The 13,543-nt window shown below is 68.4% G+C and carries 13 protein-coding genes, 1 tRNA gene and 3 pseudogenes; 13 read left to right on the top strand and 4 right to left on the bottom strand.

What is annotated here, in order from left to right; translation table 11 throughout:
- Positions 1–9 precede the first annotated feature (9 nt).
- The 4 genes and pseudogenes from QIY60_RS01090 to QIY60_RS01075 form a co-directional block, all read left to right on the top strand.
- Positions 10–948, top strand: a complete 939-nt coding sequence (locus QIY60_RS01090) for a beta-ketoacyl-ACP synthase III (protein ID WP_283145780.1) — start codon at positions 10–12, stop codon at positions 946–948.
- Between the two features lie 365 nt (positions 949–1,313).
- Positions 1,314–2,495 carry an ROK family protein gene (locus QIY60_RS01085; protein ID WP_283145779.1) on the top strand — a complete coding sequence of 394 codons (1,182 nt, stop codon included), beginning with the start codon at positions 1,314–1,316 and terminating at the stop codon, positions 2,493–2,495.
- 74 nt (positions 2,496–2,569) lie between these two features.
- Positions 2,570–2,788 (top strand): annotated as a pseudogene (locus QIY60_RS01080) (ATP-binding cassette domain-containing protein); the annotation flags it as partial.
- Between the two features lie 51 nt (positions 2,789–2,839).
- Positions 2,840–3,163, top strand: a pseudogene (locus tag QIY60_RS01075) (sugar phosphate isomerase/epimerase); the annotation flags it as partial.
- Between the two features lie 18 nt (positions 3,164–3,181).
- Here QIY60_RS01075 and QIY60_RS01070 read toward each other — a convergent pair.
- Positions 3,182–3,406 (bottom strand): annotated as a pseudogene (locus tag QIY60_RS01070) (MFS transporter); the annotation flags it as partial.
- Positions 3,407–3,712: 306 nt separating this feature from the next.
- On the opposite strand from QIY60_RS01070, the gene QIY60_RS01065 reads away from it, so the two are divergent.
- Positions 3,713–5,248: an aldehyde dehydrogenase family protein gene (locus tag QIY60_RS01065; protein WP_283140656.1), complete on the top strand. Its 1,536-nt coding sequence runs from the start codon at positions 3,713–3,715 to the stop codon at positions 5,246–5,248.
- A 133-nt stretch (positions 5,249–5,381) separates the two neighbouring features.
- Here QIY60_RS01065 and QIY60_RS01060 read toward each other — a convergent pair whose 3' ends face one another.
- Together QIY60_RS01060 and QIY60_RS01055 are read right to left on the bottom strand one after the other, a co-directional pair.
- Complete coding sequence (locus tag QIY60_RS01060; RefSeq protein ID WP_283140655.1) at positions 5,382–5,837, bottom strand: peroxiredoxin; 456 nt, start codon at positions 5,835–5,837, stop codon at positions 5,382–5,384.
- A 65-nt stretch (positions 5,838–5,902) separates the two neighbouring features.
- The gene (locus QIY60_RS01055; RefSeq protein ID WP_283145778.1) at positions 5,903–7,177 is read right to left on the bottom strand and encodes a DUF2254 domain-containing protein; all 1,275 of its coding nucleotides are present in this window, start codon (positions 7,175–7,177) and stop codon (positions 5,903–5,905) included.
- 322 nt (positions 7,178–7,499) lie between these two features.
- Here QIY60_RS01055 and QIY60_RS01050 point away from each other — a divergent pair.
- Positions 7,500–7,587 (top strand) — tRNA-Leu (locus tag QIY60_RS01050).
- A gap of 88 nt (positions 7,588–7,675) precedes the next feature.
- On the opposite strand, the gene QIY60_RS01045 is transcribed toward QIY60_RS01050, so the two are convergent.
- Positions 7,676–8,722 (bottom strand): tyrosine-type recombinase/integrase, encoded by a 1,047-nt coding sequence (locus tag QIY60_RS01045; RefSeq protein ID WP_283145777.1) that lies wholly within the window; start codon positions 8,720–8,722, stop codon positions 7,676–7,678.
- 369 nt (positions 8,723–9,091) lie between these two features.
- On the opposite strand from QIY60_RS01045, the gene QIY60_RS01040 reads away from it, so the two are divergent.
- From QIY60_RS01040 to QIY60_RS01010, 7 genes are all read left to right on the top strand, one after another.
- On the top strand, positions 9,092–9,631 hold the full coding sequence (locus QIY60_RS01040) for a hypothetical protein (RefSeq protein WP_283140654.1): 540 nt from the start codon (positions 9,092–9,094) through the stop codon (positions 9,629–9,631).
- 74 nt (positions 9,632–9,705) lie between these two features.
- Positions 9,706–10,344 (top strand): hypothetical protein, encoded by a 639-nt coding sequence (locus QIY60_RS01035; RefSeq protein WP_283140653.1) that lies wholly within the window; start codon positions 9,706–9,708, stop codon positions 10,342–10,344.
- 16 nt (positions 10,345–10,360) lie between these two features.
- Positions 10,361–10,531: a helix-turn-helix domain-containing protein gene (locus QIY60_RS01030; protein WP_283140652.1), complete on the top strand. Its 171-nt coding sequence runs from the start codon at positions 10,361–10,363 to the stop codon at positions 10,529–10,531.
- Entirely contained in the window at positions 10,528–10,995 is a 468-nt protein-coding gene (locus QIY60_RS01025; protein WP_283140651.1) for a helix-turn-helix domain-containing protein, read from the top strand. The genes QIY60_RS01030 and QIY60_RS01025 overlap by 4 nt, the downstream gene beginning before the upstream one ends.
- A gap of 461 nt (positions 10,996–11,456) precedes the next feature.
- Positions 11,457–11,723: a helix-turn-helix transcriptional regulator gene (locus QIY60_RS01020; protein ID WP_283140650.1), complete on the top strand. Its 267-nt coding sequence runs from the start codon at positions 11,457–11,459 to the stop codon at positions 11,721–11,723.
- Between the two features lie 46 nt (positions 11,724–11,769).
- Entirely contained in the window at positions 11,770–12,675 is a 906-nt protein-coding gene (locus tag QIY60_RS01015; RefSeq protein ID WP_283140649.1) for a P22 phage major capsid protein family protein, read from the top strand.
- Positions 12,676–12,791: 116 nt separating this feature from the next.
- Entirely contained in the window at positions 12,792–13,142 is a 351-nt protein-coding gene (locus QIY60_RS01010) for a hypothetical protein (RefSeq protein ID WP_283140648.1), read from the top strand.
- Positions 13,143–13,543 lie beyond the last annotated feature (401 nt).

Genomic DNA, 13,543 nt, shown 5'->3' with positions numbered 1-13,543 from the left:
ATGACCGGCATGCGAGGCTCACGCGTCGTCGCGCTCGGGCACTACCAGCCCGCCAAGGTGCTCACCAACGACGAGCTCGCCGCCATGGTCGAGACCAGCGACGAGTGGATCAGCAGCCGGGTCGGCATCCGCACCCGCCACGTCGCCGGACCCGACGAACCCGTCGACGAGCTGGCCGCGCACGCCGGCGCCAAGGCGCTGGCCGCCGCCGGGCTCACCCCCGCCGACATCGACCTGGTCCTGGTCGCCACCTCCACCGCGATCGACCGCTCCCCGAACACCGCGGCCCGGGTCGCCGCCCGCCTCGGCATGGGCGCGCCCGCCGTCATGGACCTCAACGTCGTCTGCGCGGGCTTCACCCACGCCCTGGCCACCGCCGACCACGCCGTCCGGGCCGGCTCGTCCACCCGGGCCCTGGTCATCGGCGCCGACAAGATGACCGGGGTGACCGACTGGACCGACCGCACCACGTGCGTCCTGGTCGGCGACGGCGCGGGGGCCGCTGTGGTGGAGGCCGCGGAGGAGGAGCTGATCGGCCCGGTGCTCTGGGGCTCGGTCCCCGAGATGGGCCACGCCGTACGGATCGAGGGCACCCCGCCCGTCTTCGCCCAGGAGGGCCAGGCCGTCTACCGCTGGGCCACCACCCAGCTGCCGCCCATCGCCCGCCGGGTGTGCGAGCGCGCCGGGGTGACCCCCGAGGAACTGGCCGCCGTCGTACTGCACCAGGCCAATCTCCGCATCATCGAGCCGGTGGCCCGCAAGATCGGCGCGGTGAACGCGGTGATCGCCCGCGATGTGGTGGAGTCCGGCAACACCTCGGCCGCCAGCATCCCGATGGCCCTGTCCAAGCTGGTGGAACGCGGCGAGATCCGCACCGGCGCCCCGGTCCTGCTCTTCGGCTTCGGCGGCAACCTGTCGTACGCGGGGCAGGTCATCCGCTGCCCGTGACGGGCGCGACGGCGACGTGCGGAACCGGCCGCGGCCGCCGGGGGCAGGGCGCACTGGTCCGCACGCGACGAGCGGGCCGCCACCTCGGCCATGCGGGCCCACACCGAGCACACCCGCGCCACGTACCACGACCACGAGCGGGTGCGGCAGGTGTAGGGCCCGGGACCCTCCCCGCGTGGGGCCAAGTCCGGTCGCCCGGAGCACCGCTTTTGAAGGCAAGTCCGGGCGCCCGCCCGGGCTTTGTCCTCGGTGTGGAGAAAGTGGTCATCGATTCCCGCGTAACTTCTTCCCACCCCGGACCGGCGCTGCTACGTTCCCCTCCAAAGCCACACGGCCGCGACGGCAGGGAGGGGCGCGTGAGACGTATGACGGCACGACCCGCCAACGCCCACCAGGCGTTGCTGCTGCGGCTGCTGCGCGACGGTGGGCCCAACTCCCGTGCACAGCTGGGCGATCAGGTCGACCTCTCCCGGTCCAAGCTGGCCGTCGAGGTCGACCGGCTCCTGGAGACCGGTCTCGTCGTGGCCGACGGCCTCGCCGCCTCGCGCGGCGGCCGCCGCTCCCACAACATCCGGCTCGCGCCGAGGCTCCGCTTCCTCGGCGTGGACATCGGCGCCACCTCGGTGGACGTCGCCGTCACCAACGCGGAGCTGGAGGTCCTGGGCCACCTCAACCAGCCCATGGACGTACGCGAGGGACCGGTCGCCGTCTTCGAGCAAGTCCTCGCGCTGGCCGCCAAGTTGAGGTCGTCCGGGCTCGCCGAGGGGTTCGACGGGGCCGGGATCGGTGTCCCCGGACCCGTCCGGTTCCCCGAAGGCGTCCCGGTCGCCCCGCCGATCATGCCGGGCTGGGACGGCTTCCCGGTCCGCGGGGCGCTCAGCCAGGAGCTCGGCTGCCCGGTCATGGTCGACAACGACGTGAACCTGATGGCGATGGGGGAGCAGCACGCGGGTGTGGCGCGCTCGGTGGGCGACTTCCTCTGCGTCAAGATCGGCACGGGCATCGGCTGCGGCATCGTCGTCGGCGGCGAGGTCCACCGGGGCACCACCGGCAGCGCCGGCGACATCGGCCACATCCAGGTGGAACCCGACGGCCGCGCCTGCGCCTGCGGCAACAAGGGCTGTCTGGAAGCCCACTTCAGCGGGGCCGCCCTGGCCCGCGACGCCGAAGCCGCCGCGCACTCCGGACGCTCCGCCGAGCTCGCCGCCCGGCTCGCGGCGGCGGGCCGCCTCACCGCGGCGGACGTGGCGGTGGCCGCGTCCGCCGGGGACGCCGCCTCCCTGGAGCTGATCCGTGCGGGCGGCGACCGCGTCGGCCAGGTCATCGCCGGTCTGGTCTCCTTCTTCAACCCCGGCCTGGTGGTGATCGGCGGCGGGGTGACCGGCCTCGGCCACACCCTCCTCGCCAGCGTCCGCACCCAGGTCTACCGCCAGTCCCTGCCGCTGGCCACCGGCAACCTCCCCATCGTCCTGGGTGAGTTGGGACCGGTCGCCGGTGTCATCGGCGCGGCCCGGCTCATCAGCGACCACCTGTTCTCACCGGCCTGATCCCCACCCCTTCCCACCGCCGGTCCCGCACGTCGTTCTGCCCTGCCCTGCCCTGATTTCCGAGGGGAACCACCATGGCACCAGCGCACGACACACCACCCGCCCCGCCCCCACCCCTGCTCACCATGTCCGGCATCACCAAGTCCTTCCCCGGCGTACGCGCCCTCGACGGCGTCGACCTGGAGGTCCTGCCGGGCGAAACCCACTGCCTGCTCGGCCAGAACGGCGCCGAGAAGTCCACCCTCATCAAGGTCCTCGCCGGGGTCCACCAGCCCGACGGCGGCGAGATCGTCTGACAGGGCGAGCCGGTCTCGCTCAAGTCCCCGATCGCCGCGATGCGGCGCGGGCAGTACCGTTTCTCCCGGCGTCCCGACGGCACCCCGGCCCCGTTCGACCCGCTTGACTACGTACTGCGGCGGCCCGAGCGGTACCCGCTCTTCCACGTCAAGGACGGCGAGCACGACAGCGCCGCCCGCGACGGCTACCGCATGATGGACGTCGGGGACGGCGACATCGACTACCGGCGGTTCATCGGCGCGGTCACCAGGACCCAAAACGGCCGCCGCGACCACCACTGGCAGGTGGAGCACGACAGCCCGGCCGACTCCCTCTCCACGGCCCGCCGCTCCGGGGACTATCTGATGGGGCTGCGCGAGGGACGCCGGTGACGGCGCCCCCGAGCGGCCTCAGACGACCTCCCGGCTGATCGGCAGCGGGTTCGGGGTGATGTCCCGGACCCGCGTCCGGCCGGGCCGGCGCAGCAGCAGGGCGACGCGCGCCGCCGGCATGGAGATGCCTCCGGCGCGCGCGTGGGCGCTGTCGTAGCCCCAGGTGTCGACCACCATCGAGCCGAACCCGCCGCTGACGAGCTTGCCGTTGTAGACCAGGCCGTAGTCGCTGGCGTGGCAGTCAAGCTGGACGGCGAGGCCGGAGTGATCGGGAACGGGGCCGGGCTGGTCATGTCCCCCCTCCACGTGATCGCGGGCTGCGGCGCCCGGCCCGCCGACCTCCTCGACAGCGGAGCGCGGCCGCGCCGTCCTCGACCGCCGCCCCACCGCACCCCGAACAGCCCCCGGCCTCACGTGATGTCACTCATAATTGACCGTGGGTGCGTATCGCGGCAGGTCCCCGAGTCACTAACGTCGCCGTACGGCCGCCCGGTGCGAGGGCGGTCAGCGCCACCTCCTGCCCCGCCCGACCCGAGCGGAGACCCACAGATGGCACCCACCCTCATCCTCAAGCCCGGCACCGCCTGGACCGACGCCTGGCAGCGCTGCCGGGCGATCGCCCCCGAGGCCTTCCGGGACGACCGCGTCCTCAACCTCTGGGGCGGCCAGTGGCAGCCCGACGGACGCGCCCTGCCGGCCACCAGCCCGATCGACGGCAGCCCCATCGCTGGCCCGCCGCGACTCGACGCGCCCACCGCCCAACAGGCGGTCCGCGCCTCCCTCGACCAGCATCGCGCCTGGCGGCACATCCCGCTGCCCGAGCGCCGCGCCCGCGTCGGAGCCACCCTCGACGCGCTCGCCGAACACCGCGAACTCCTCGCCCTGCTCCTCGTCTGGGAGATAGGCAAGCCCTGGAAGCTGGCCCAAGCGGACGTGGACCGGGCCATCGACGGGGTCCGCTGGTACGTGGAGAACATCGACGCGATGCTGGAGGGCCGCACACCCCTCGACGGCCCCGTCTCCAACATCGCGAGCTGGAACTATCCGATGAGCGTGCTCGTTCACGCCATGCTGGTACAGGCACTGGCGGGCAACGCGGTCATCGCCAAGACCCCGACCGACGGCGGCCTTTCCTGCCTCACCCTGGCCAGTGCTTTGGCCGCGCGCGAGGGCATTCCCGTCACCCTCGTCAGCGGCAGCGGCGGCGAGCTCTCCGAGGCCCTGGTGCGCTCGCCGGAGATCGGCTGTGTGTCGTTCGTGGGCGGGCGCGACACCGGCGCGCGCATCGCCACGGCCGTCACCGACATCGGCAAGCGGCACATCCTCGAACAGGAAGGACTCAACACCTGGGGAATCTGGAACTACACGGACTGGGACGCGCTGTCCGCCGTCATTCCTAAGCTGTACGACTACGGCAAGCAGCGGTGCACCGCGTATCCGAGGTTCGTCGTGCAGCGCGCGCTCTTCGACCGGTTCCTCGCCGCGTACCTCCCGGCGGTCCACACCGTCCGCACGGGCCACCCCCTCGCGGTCGAGCACCCCGAAGACGCCCTGCCCGAGCTGGACTTCGGGCCGCTCATCAACGCGGCGAAGGCGAAGGAGCTGGGCGACCAGGTCGCCGAGGCGATCGACCGGGGCGCCGTCCCGCTGCACCGGGGCAGCCTCGCCGACGGCCGGTTCCTGCCGGGCCAGGACACCAGTGCGTATCTGCCGCCGGTGACCCTGCTCAACCCGCCGTCGTCCTCACCGCTGTTCCACGCGGAGCCGTTCGGCCCGGTCGACACCATCGTCCTGGTCGACACGGAGGCGGAGCTCCTGGCCGCCATGAACGCGTCGAACGGGGCACTGGTCGCCAGCCTGTCGACCGACGACCCCGAGACGTACGCGCGCCTTGCGCCGCAGATCCGGGCGTTCAAGGTCGGCCGGGGCAAGCCGCGTTCACGCGGTGACCGCGAGGAGCTGTTCGGCGGCTTCGGCGCCTCGTGGCGCGGCGCCTTCGTCGGCGGCGAGCTGCTCGTACGGGCGGTGACCGAGGGCCCGGCGGGGGAGCGGCTGCCGGGGAACTTCCCGGAGTCGTACGCGTAGGAGGCTCCGGCCTTCTGAATACGCGGACGGCTGCGTACGCGACCGGCTGGCCGGAGTCGGAGCGCTGTCCCGACCCCGGTCGGCCGGCCGGAGCGGCGGCGTGCCCGACTTCTGGGTGACCGGCGCCCGTGACCTACGCGTCGCGCTTCCGCAGGGCGGCGAGGGCGCGGTCGGCGTGGACGCTCATCCGGATCTCGCTCTTGACGACCTCCAGCACCCGGAGGTCGGTGTCGATGACGAAGGTGACGCGCTTGGTCGGGGCGATGCTGATCCCGCGCTTGACGCCGAACAGCTCCCGTACCGTGCCGTCGGAGTCCGAGAGGAGGGGATAGCCGAAGGAGTGCTTCCGCGCGAACTCGGCCTGCCGCTCCACCGCGTCGGCGCTGATGCCGACCGGCTGGGCCCCGAGCGCCCGGAACTCCCCGGCGATGTCGCGGAAGTGGCACGCCTCGGCGGTGCAGCCGGGGGTGAAGGCCGCCGGGTAGAAGAAGAGCACCACCGGGCCCTGGGCCACCAGCTCGGAGAGGGTACGGAGGGTGCCCGTCTCGTCGGGGAGCTTGAAGTCGTCGACCTTGTCGCCAATTCTCATGGGCGCAGTCAACCACTGGCGGCGGGGCGCCCGACGGGGAGGGCGGGGCCCGGGGCGGGCGGGCGCTAGCCGATCCCCTGCCGGTCCGCCTCCAGCGCGAACGCCCGCTCGGCCGCCTCCGGAACATCTCGTTCCACGGCGTGGACGAGCAGGGCCCGGTGCCGGAGGAGCGGCGGGCGCCGCTGCTCGGGAGCCAGCCGCAGCAGCTCGTCCAGAGCCGCGACGATCCGCCGGGTGACCTGCGGGCTGCCGACGGCGTAGACGCGGATCTCGGTGAAGCCGAGGTCGACGAGGTCCTCCCAGGAGGGGACGGGCTGCACCAGCCGTACGGCACCCTGGCGGTCACGGTGTCCCACGGCGCCGAGCGGCCGGTGGGCGAGCTCGGCGAGCAGCTGCACGATCCGGTCGAGGCACTGCACGGCCGTCGTCGGATCGTTCACGGCGGGGGAGAGGGCGCGCAGCGCGATGTCGGCGAGCTGCCGCAGCCCGAACCCGAGGTCCTGGTGGAAGGTGCGCTCCACCCCCACCGACACGGTGTAGCCGAGGGCCCCGCGCGACGGCGCCCGCCCGCCGTGCACCGCGAGCACGGGCGTGCCCGGCACCACGAAGTCCCCGATCCTGGGAATCAGCCGCAGTACGACGCCCTGCCGCCGGGCCGCGCGCACGAGCCGCGCGATGTTCACGTCCCGCAGCACGCCGGCCCGCCCGCTGTGCCCGATCTGCCCGCTCTCCGCCGCCAGCGGCTCGTCGCCCACCTCTCCCCGCGGCATCTTCTGAACCACCCGGAACGCCTCGACGGTGATCCGGTCGACGACGTGCCCGACGCGCATCAGCCGCAGCGTGGCGTTCACGTACGCGATGAAGAGCAGCAGACTCAGCGTGACCATGCCGATCGTGAGCAGGCTCTGCGCGATCGGCACGCTGTCCACGAGCCTGGGATCGGTCTCCCCGCTGTACGAGGTGAGGACGAGCAGCGACAGCGCGAAGGTCGCCAGGAAGACGGCGAAGGTCAGCTTGGTGATCCGGGACCGTACGAAGATCCGCACCACGCGCGGGGTGAACTGCCCGCTCGCCATCTGCACGGCGACCAGCGAGATGCTGAAGACGACACCGATGAAGGTCATCATCGCCGAGCTGACCGTGGTGATCACGGTCTTCAGATCGTCGACGACCCCGATGAGATCGCCGACAGCCTCGTACTCCTGCTGCCGCCGGAGCTCCTCGACGATCGCCGTGTCCAGCCAGTACGCAAGCAGCCACAGCACGCACACCAGCGCCAGCGCCGCGCTCGGCGCGAACCAGAACGTGTCCCGCAGATGCTCCCGCAGCGGCGACAGCATCCGCGGCCGCCGATAACGCTCGCCGTTACCCACACCGAGAGGCTAGGCCCGCACGCCGCGCCCACCCCCGCCCCACGCCCGGCGAGCCCACCGCCGTACCCACATGGTGGCGTGGCGCCGCACCCTGCGGGGTTCACGCTGGGTGTGCACACGACCACCCTCGGCCCCCACCCCGGCGATCAACGGCCGAACAGCCCGAACCGCACCCATGCCAAGGCCCGGCGCTCGCCTGACCACGCAATATGCGGGTGAACACCACCTCAAACCCCTGGTAGAGTTATCTCTGTCGCCGCGGGGAACAAGCCCGCGAGACAAACACCTAGTCCGGGTGGCGGAATGGCAGACGCGCTAGCTTGAGGTGCTAGTGCCCTTTATCGGGCGTGGGGGTTCAAGTCCCCCCTCGGACACCAGCTGAGACCCCACTTCACGTGGGGTTTTCTGCTTTTCTGGGTAGTGGCGTGACCAACCACGTGACCAACGGCCCAGAGATTTACCAGGTCAGACCAGGGATGACAGGCCGAGTCGGCCCGCTCCGGAGGCGGCGAGCTTCCGGGCTCCGTTCTTACGTGAGTGGCCGTAGCGGGCCATGGTGTAGCCGGGCGAGTGGTGCCGGACGTTCGCGGAGACCTCGACGGGGTTCTCCCCGGCCTCCAGATCGTTAGTGACCTTGCTGTGGCGCCAGTCGTGAATCCGGAAGTCCTCGGGCAGGTTCAACCGCATACGCAGCGTCCTCCACCGCGCCGAGACCTTCTCGGGGTCCTGCGGTCCGCCAGCCTCACCCCGGTAGAGCTTGAAGCCGTCGCGGGCGAACACCAGGTCGTGATCCGTCCACGCGGAGCCGAGGCGTTCGTGCTCCGCCTCTTGGCGCTCCTTCTGCCACTTCAAGACGTTCATGACGGACTGGTCCACGTAGATCTTGGCGTTCGAGTCTCCGTCCTTGGTGAGCTTGCGGAGCCGGTAAGTGTTCCCCTCTTCGACCACCACCCAGCCCAGCTCGATGGAGCCCTCCGCCCAGTTCACGAGGGACCACTTCATGCCCAGGGCTTCACTGCGCCGCACCCCGGTAGCCGCGTAGACGGTCCACAGCGGAGCGTCCCGGAGACAGTGGTGCGTCAGGCCGCCGTCACAGGCCCGGTTACCGCAGGGCTCCCACACCGAGGACAGGAACCGTGCGGTCCCGTCGTCGTCCAGGGTGGGGAAGTCGCGTTCCTGGGCCCGGATCTCGCGGCCGGTGGGCGGGTTGGCGGTGGCGGCCGGGTTGGCAGGTATCAGCTTGGGCACGGCTGCACCGAGCGCCCCTGACAGGATGTTGTGGACGTGGCGCACGGACTTGGCACCCAGCGGCTTGTCGTTGTTGGTCGGGCAGGGTGCGGTTTCCAACAGACGGTACAGGTCGTCCAAGGTGTCGTCGGTGACCTCGGTGAGCTTCATGCTGCCGATGTGCGGCTTGATGTGCAGCCGGATCTTGGTTTCGTACCCGGCCACGGTTGTCCCCTCCTTCCTTAGATTGCTATGCCAGCGGTCGAGCCATGCCCCCAGTGTCATGTCCGAGCGAGGTGCGACCTTCCCCGCCTCATAGCCGGTGTGCCAGTCGCGAAGTGCCTTCTCCGCTGCGGTCTTGGTCTTGTAGTCCCTGCCGATCCAATAGCGCTCCTGCTTTCCGGTTGCCTTGTTGAAGTGGAGGGGCGTGCGCACGCCCCAGGTGTTCGGCCGTCCCGTCCGCTTGATCTCCGTTGGGGTGCCGCCGAGTCCGTTTCCGCGCTTTGCCACGGGTGGTGGTGCTCTCTCTGTCGGGTCCGCCGGTCGGCGCGCGCCGTGCCGGGCCGGTGCGTCGCTCCGGCGCCCTCAGTTTGATCACGACCAACCCGGGGTTGTCAACACAGGGTCGACAACCCAGCGTGGTACGGTGCGGGTATGAGAGCAGACGAGAGCGGGTTCGAGATCGCCCAGCGGCAGGGGGCCTGGGTGGTCCGCATGTGGTGGCCGACCGGGCCCATTACCGGGGGGCCGCAGCGTGTCACCGTCGAGAAGGCGGACGACGCTCCCGCCCGCGACGTGGCGCGCGGCATCTCCACCACGGTGTTGCGCAGGCTGGACCTCGCGGGTGCCATGAAGATGGCGGAGGAGCGCGCCCCGAAGGGGCAAGAAGTGATGCAGGCGCTTGCCGAGGCGATGGACCAGGCCAGCGGGACGGCACGTCTCTTGCTGGAGCGTGAGGGTGTGTCGGACGCGTACCTGGCCGTTCTGGCGTCCGTCTACCTGGCCATCTCGGACACCGGCGTGGCGGCTCCCGTTCCGTGGCTGGCACAGCGCATCGACCGCAGCCCCGAGACGGTCAAGGGGCACCTCAAACAGGCACGCCGGGACGGCTTCCTCACCACGGTGGCGGGCAAGGCCGGTGGGGAGCTGACCGATAAGGCCAAGGCCGTACTCGATTCTGCGCCCGCCGAGTAGTAGCGTCCCCAACTTCATATTCCACAAGCCCCCGAGGCCCTCGGGGGTTTCTTATTTCACGAACAGGAGCGATTGTGACGGTGCAATCCGCGACGGAACTGGAAGAGATCGCGCACCGCGCGATAGCACTGGAAAGTGAGGCGGCTGACCTTGTAAATCAGTTGACGGGGATCATTCGGCAGGCGTGGCAGATGCATCAGAATTCGGACGACCGCAGCATGGCGCGTTGGGCTGCGGCCTGGAAGCAGGCACGCGCGTCCTGCACTGGCTACAGCCTTGCTGCATCGGTTCGGAAGGCAATCGTGCAGGAGCTCACCCAGGACGGGATGTCGTCCCGCGCAATGGCTGCCGCACTCGGTATCACCCAGTCCACCGCTAACCGCGACGCTCGTAGCAGCGGTGAGTCATCTGACTCAGTTACCGGCCCGGAGAAGCGCCAGCAACGGAAAATGGCCGCCTCTGTCATGGAGGACGACGTTCCCGATGGCATCGGGGACCGGTTGGCCGAAGTCGCCCGCCTCCCCCGCACCAGGCGCATGTACGAACGGGCCGAAATGGCGATATCCGGACTCCCCGGCGTGGCAGGCGGCCAATTGAAGAGGCTCCTCGACGGCATCGCTGAAATGGTGGAGGGCGACAACCCCAAGCGCGGCACATTGAATTGCCTCGACGCAATTTCAGAACTGGCCGCACAGCTTCAGACGAAGAACTGAACCCACGGGAGGTTAGATGATCAAGCTGATGACCGTTGACGACGTGGCCGAATATCTGGATGTCCCCAAGTCGTGGGTCTATAACAACCACAAGCGGGAGGGCATCCCCTTCAAGAAGGTGGGGCAGCAACTCCGCTGCCGCCCGAATGACCTTGACCGCTGGCTGGATGAGCAGGGGGCGAAGTGACGGCACTGGACGAAAGTCCCTTCGGCGACCTCGACGGGCTACCTCCCTGGGAGCGGATGCGCCAGGAATGGGAAGCGGGGCAGAGTGCATCCCGCACGATGGAGCCGAAGGTGCTTGCGGAAGCGATATCGACCGCTTCAGAGCGTGAGGAGAACGCGGCCGACGAATGGGAGGACCTGACGCACCGCCATTACGACTTCATCGCGCATGTCGTGGCATCCAAACTGCCGCACGCCGACCGGACCTTGGCCACAGCCATGGCCTTGCACTGCGGGCCGAACAGTCACGGGTGTTCGGCCTCAACGGCCACCCTGGCCGCAGAGACGCGCATCGACCGCAGGGACGTTCGCGAACGACTGCGGAAGTTGGAGAAAGCGGGTTTGATCCGGCATGTGAGTTGGACGCCACCACGGGCCGGGGCGACTTCCGGTACCAAGGTCTATCGCATCGGCAGGCCGAAATAGGTAGGGGGCTCCCACCCCTATGGGTGGGGGTGTCTCAACACTTGGGTAGGGGGATTCAACCTCCCTGGGTAGGGGCGAGAAGCCCCTCCAAACATCCAATAGAACATCTCATTAAACATTCCAGAGAACATGCCCAGGGCTCCTGAGAGTCCTGGGCTGTCTCATTGGCTGATTAGGTCGAGACTTTGAGGAGTCTCAACCAGTCCAGGCCATCGAGTTAGGCCCTGACGAGCGAAGCGACAGAAGGGCCAACGAGATACAGCATTCTGTGCCACCCGCCCCGTGACGGGCGTCTCATTTTCTCGCAGATGTGTCCCCTGCCCCTTACAGGGACACCGACATTATTAGTGAGAGGGAAAGTTCCTCATGGCGCCTTCAGTCCCGGCCACCCATGTAAGTGGCCGGGGTCTTCCTTTTGCCCGCAGAGTCGCGGTTCAGCTACCAACTGCTAGGAGTTCCTTATGTTCGATCGTCACGCTTTCACTGCCCGTCGCGTCACCCTTGGCCTGTCCGTTGAGGAACTGGCCGACGAAATGATGGTTGCCCGCTCCACCGTCTACCGGTGGGAGAACGGGGATACCAGCCCCAGCCTGCGGATGCTCGTCCAGGCGTCCCGGCACCTGTGCGTGCCGCTGCTGTCGCTCATGAACGATGACGACACCGAGCAGCGTCGCAAGGCCACGGCCGTTGACGCCCTGCTTCGCGAGGGCTATTCCACGACTCACTGATGACGTGCCCATAGGCCACAGTTTTATTTGATTATTAGGAGTGAGCATGACCGATCAGAAGCCTATGACTGTTCAGGAAGCCGTTAAGTCCGAGAATCGATTTGCTATCTCGCAGATCGTTGCGTCAACAGCCCTTGACATGCTGGTGGGGTTCAAGGGCCTGGCGCACACGGTGCACCGAGACGCGGAGGAGGATTTCCGGGGCGGTGTCGGCACCAAGGTGCGCATCCGGCGCCCCGAGGTACTGAAGGCCGCTAACTTCAACGGCTCGGTTAATTCGATGGTCCAGCCGGTCAAGGACACCACCATCGAGCTGGAGATCACTGACCATGCCCTGTCGGCGGTCGAGATCACCGACAAAGAAATGCGCTTCGACCTCTACACCTTCGAGCGGCAGATCACGCTTCCCCAGTCCGCGGGAGTCGGTGACTACCTGGAACAGAACATCGCCAACACGATGAACCAGAGGACTGCCGAGGGCGCTTCGGGCCTGATCACGATGAAGGCCACTCAGCCCCGGCACGCGATCATTGACGCGGGCACGGTCCTGGACAAGAGCCGCACGGCGGGCCGCCGTTGGCTGGCTGTCTCCCCGGACGTGAAGAACGTCCTGCTGAAGGACGACAACTTCTCTCAGGTCGCCCAAGCCGGTTCGGATGAGACGCTGCGCGGCGGCATCATCGGTGAGGCGTACGGCTTCACGGTCGTCTACTCGCCCTACCTGGCCGACAACACCGCCGTTGCCTACGTCGGGTCCGCCTTCGCCCTGGCCGTCTGCTCCCCGCCCGTGGTGCGGAGCGAGTTCTCTGCCACGGCTGGGCATCAGGGCTACTCGATGCGCTGGCTGATGACCTTCAACGACGACTCCCTGAACCAGCGCTCCATCATGGACGCCTACGTCGGCTCGACCGTTCTGGACGAGCGGCGCTCGGTCGGTATCAAGCTCGCCTGACCCTGAATTAGTTCGGGCCCTTGCCGACAGGTGGGGGCCCGTTCCGTTAACGCTGCGTCGAGCAGCCGGCGCGCCGCCCGGTCACACTCTGCCGAGATAAAAAGGAGGACATTTTCATGCCCAAGATGCGTAATCCCAATTCTCCGCACTCCCGCTTTAAGGGTTTGATAGAGCTGCCGTGGGATCATGGCCTTCCGGTTCCAGATCTGCCTGCAAATCGGGAGTGGTCCGATTCTGAGCGTGACCAATGGCGGCAGTGGTGGGAGGCTCCGCAAGCCACCATGTGGGATGAGTCATTCATCCCGACCGTGGCTGTGATGCTGACGTATTTCGGAAAGATCCTTGACAGCTCGGCGAATGCCAATCATCAGATGGAGTTCCGCCACCTGGCCACCTCACTCGGGCTCACCGCAGACGGAATGAAACGCCTCGGATGGACCTTCCAGAACGAGGGCGGTGACCAGTGAGTGCCCGCAGGGCCGCCAAGGCCGGGGCCGCAGTCACTCACGACGGAACGCATCGCCCCGGCATCGAATGCCCCTGGTCAGAGCGGCAGTGTTCCGGCTGTGTGCAGGAGTTCGCCATCCACACCGGCTGGGAGCTGACCGGCCTGACGCGACCTTGGGGCGACGGCTTGGAGCACGATCCGAAACGCTGCTTCACCTGCCGTGGAATGAAATGAGAACGGTGAGCCAGTGCGGCTCACCGTTCCCCATATTTTGATTGGCAAACGCGGTCGAAGGAGGGCACCCCTGGTGGGTCCTCTCCGGATAACTAAAGCCATTACCCCCGTTATTGAATTCACGAGAGTAATGCTCTAGATATCTGTTCGTTACTGTTCCGTGATAGATGTCGGGCAGGGTTGATC

Source organism: Streptomyces sp. BPTC-684 (assembly GCF_030028635.1).
In the GTDB taxonomy this organism is placed as follows: Bacteria; Actinomycetota; Actinomycetes; order Streptomycetales; family Streptomycetaceae; genus Streptomyces; species Streptomyces noboritoensis.
This window is presented reverse-complemented; position numbering and strand designations above follow the sequence as displayed.

What these genes read in the sequence shown, in the direction of transcription:
- QIY60_RS01090 (WP_283145780.1), top strand. Translation starts at nt 10, where the DNA reads ATGCGAGGCTCACGCGTCGTCGCGCTCGGGCACTACCAGCCCGCCAAG.
- QIY60_RS01085 (WP_283145779.1), top strand. Translation starts at nt 1,314, where the DNA reads ATGACGGCACGACCCGCCAACGCCCACCAGGCGTTGCTGCTGCGGCTG.
- QIY60_RS01065 (WP_283140656.1), top strand. Translation starts at nt 3,713, where the DNA reads ATGGCACCCACCCTCATCCTCAAGCCCGGCACCGCCTGGACCGACGCC.
- QIY60_RS01060 (WP_283140655.1), bottom strand. Translation starts at nt 5,837, where the DNA reads ATGAGAATTGGCGACAAGGTCGACGACTTCAAGCTCCCCGACGAGACG.
- QIY60_RS01055 (WP_283145778.1), bottom strand. Translation starts at nt 7,177, where the DNA reads ATGCTGTCGCCGCTGCGGGAGCATCTGCGGGACACGTTCTGGTTCGCG.
- QIY60_RS01045 (WP_283145777.1), bottom strand. Translation starts at nt 8,722, where the DNA reads ATGACACTGGGGGCATGGCTCGACCGCTGGCATAGCAATCTAAGGAAG.
- QIY60_RS01040 (WP_283140654.1), top strand. Translation starts at nt 9,092, where the DNA reads ATGAGAGCAGACGAGAGCGGGTTCGAGATCGCCCAGCGGCAGGGGGCC.
- QIY60_RS01030 (WP_283140652.1), top strand. Translation starts at nt 10,361, where the DNA reads ATGATCAAGCTGATGACCGTTGACGACGTGGCCGAATATCTGGATGTC.
- QIY60_RS01020 (WP_283140650.1), top strand. Translation starts at nt 11,457, where the DNA reads ATGTTCGATCGTCACGCTTTCACTGCCCGTCGCGTCACCCTTGGCCTG.
- QIY60_RS01015 (WP_283140649.1), top strand. Translation starts at nt 11,770, where the DNA reads ATGACCGATCAGAAGCCTATGACTGTTCAGGAAGCCGTTAAGTCCGAG.
- QIY60_RS01010 (WP_283140648.1), top strand. Translation starts at nt 12,792, where the DNA reads ATGCCCAAGATGCGTAATCCCAATTCTCCGCACTCCCGCTTTAAGGGT.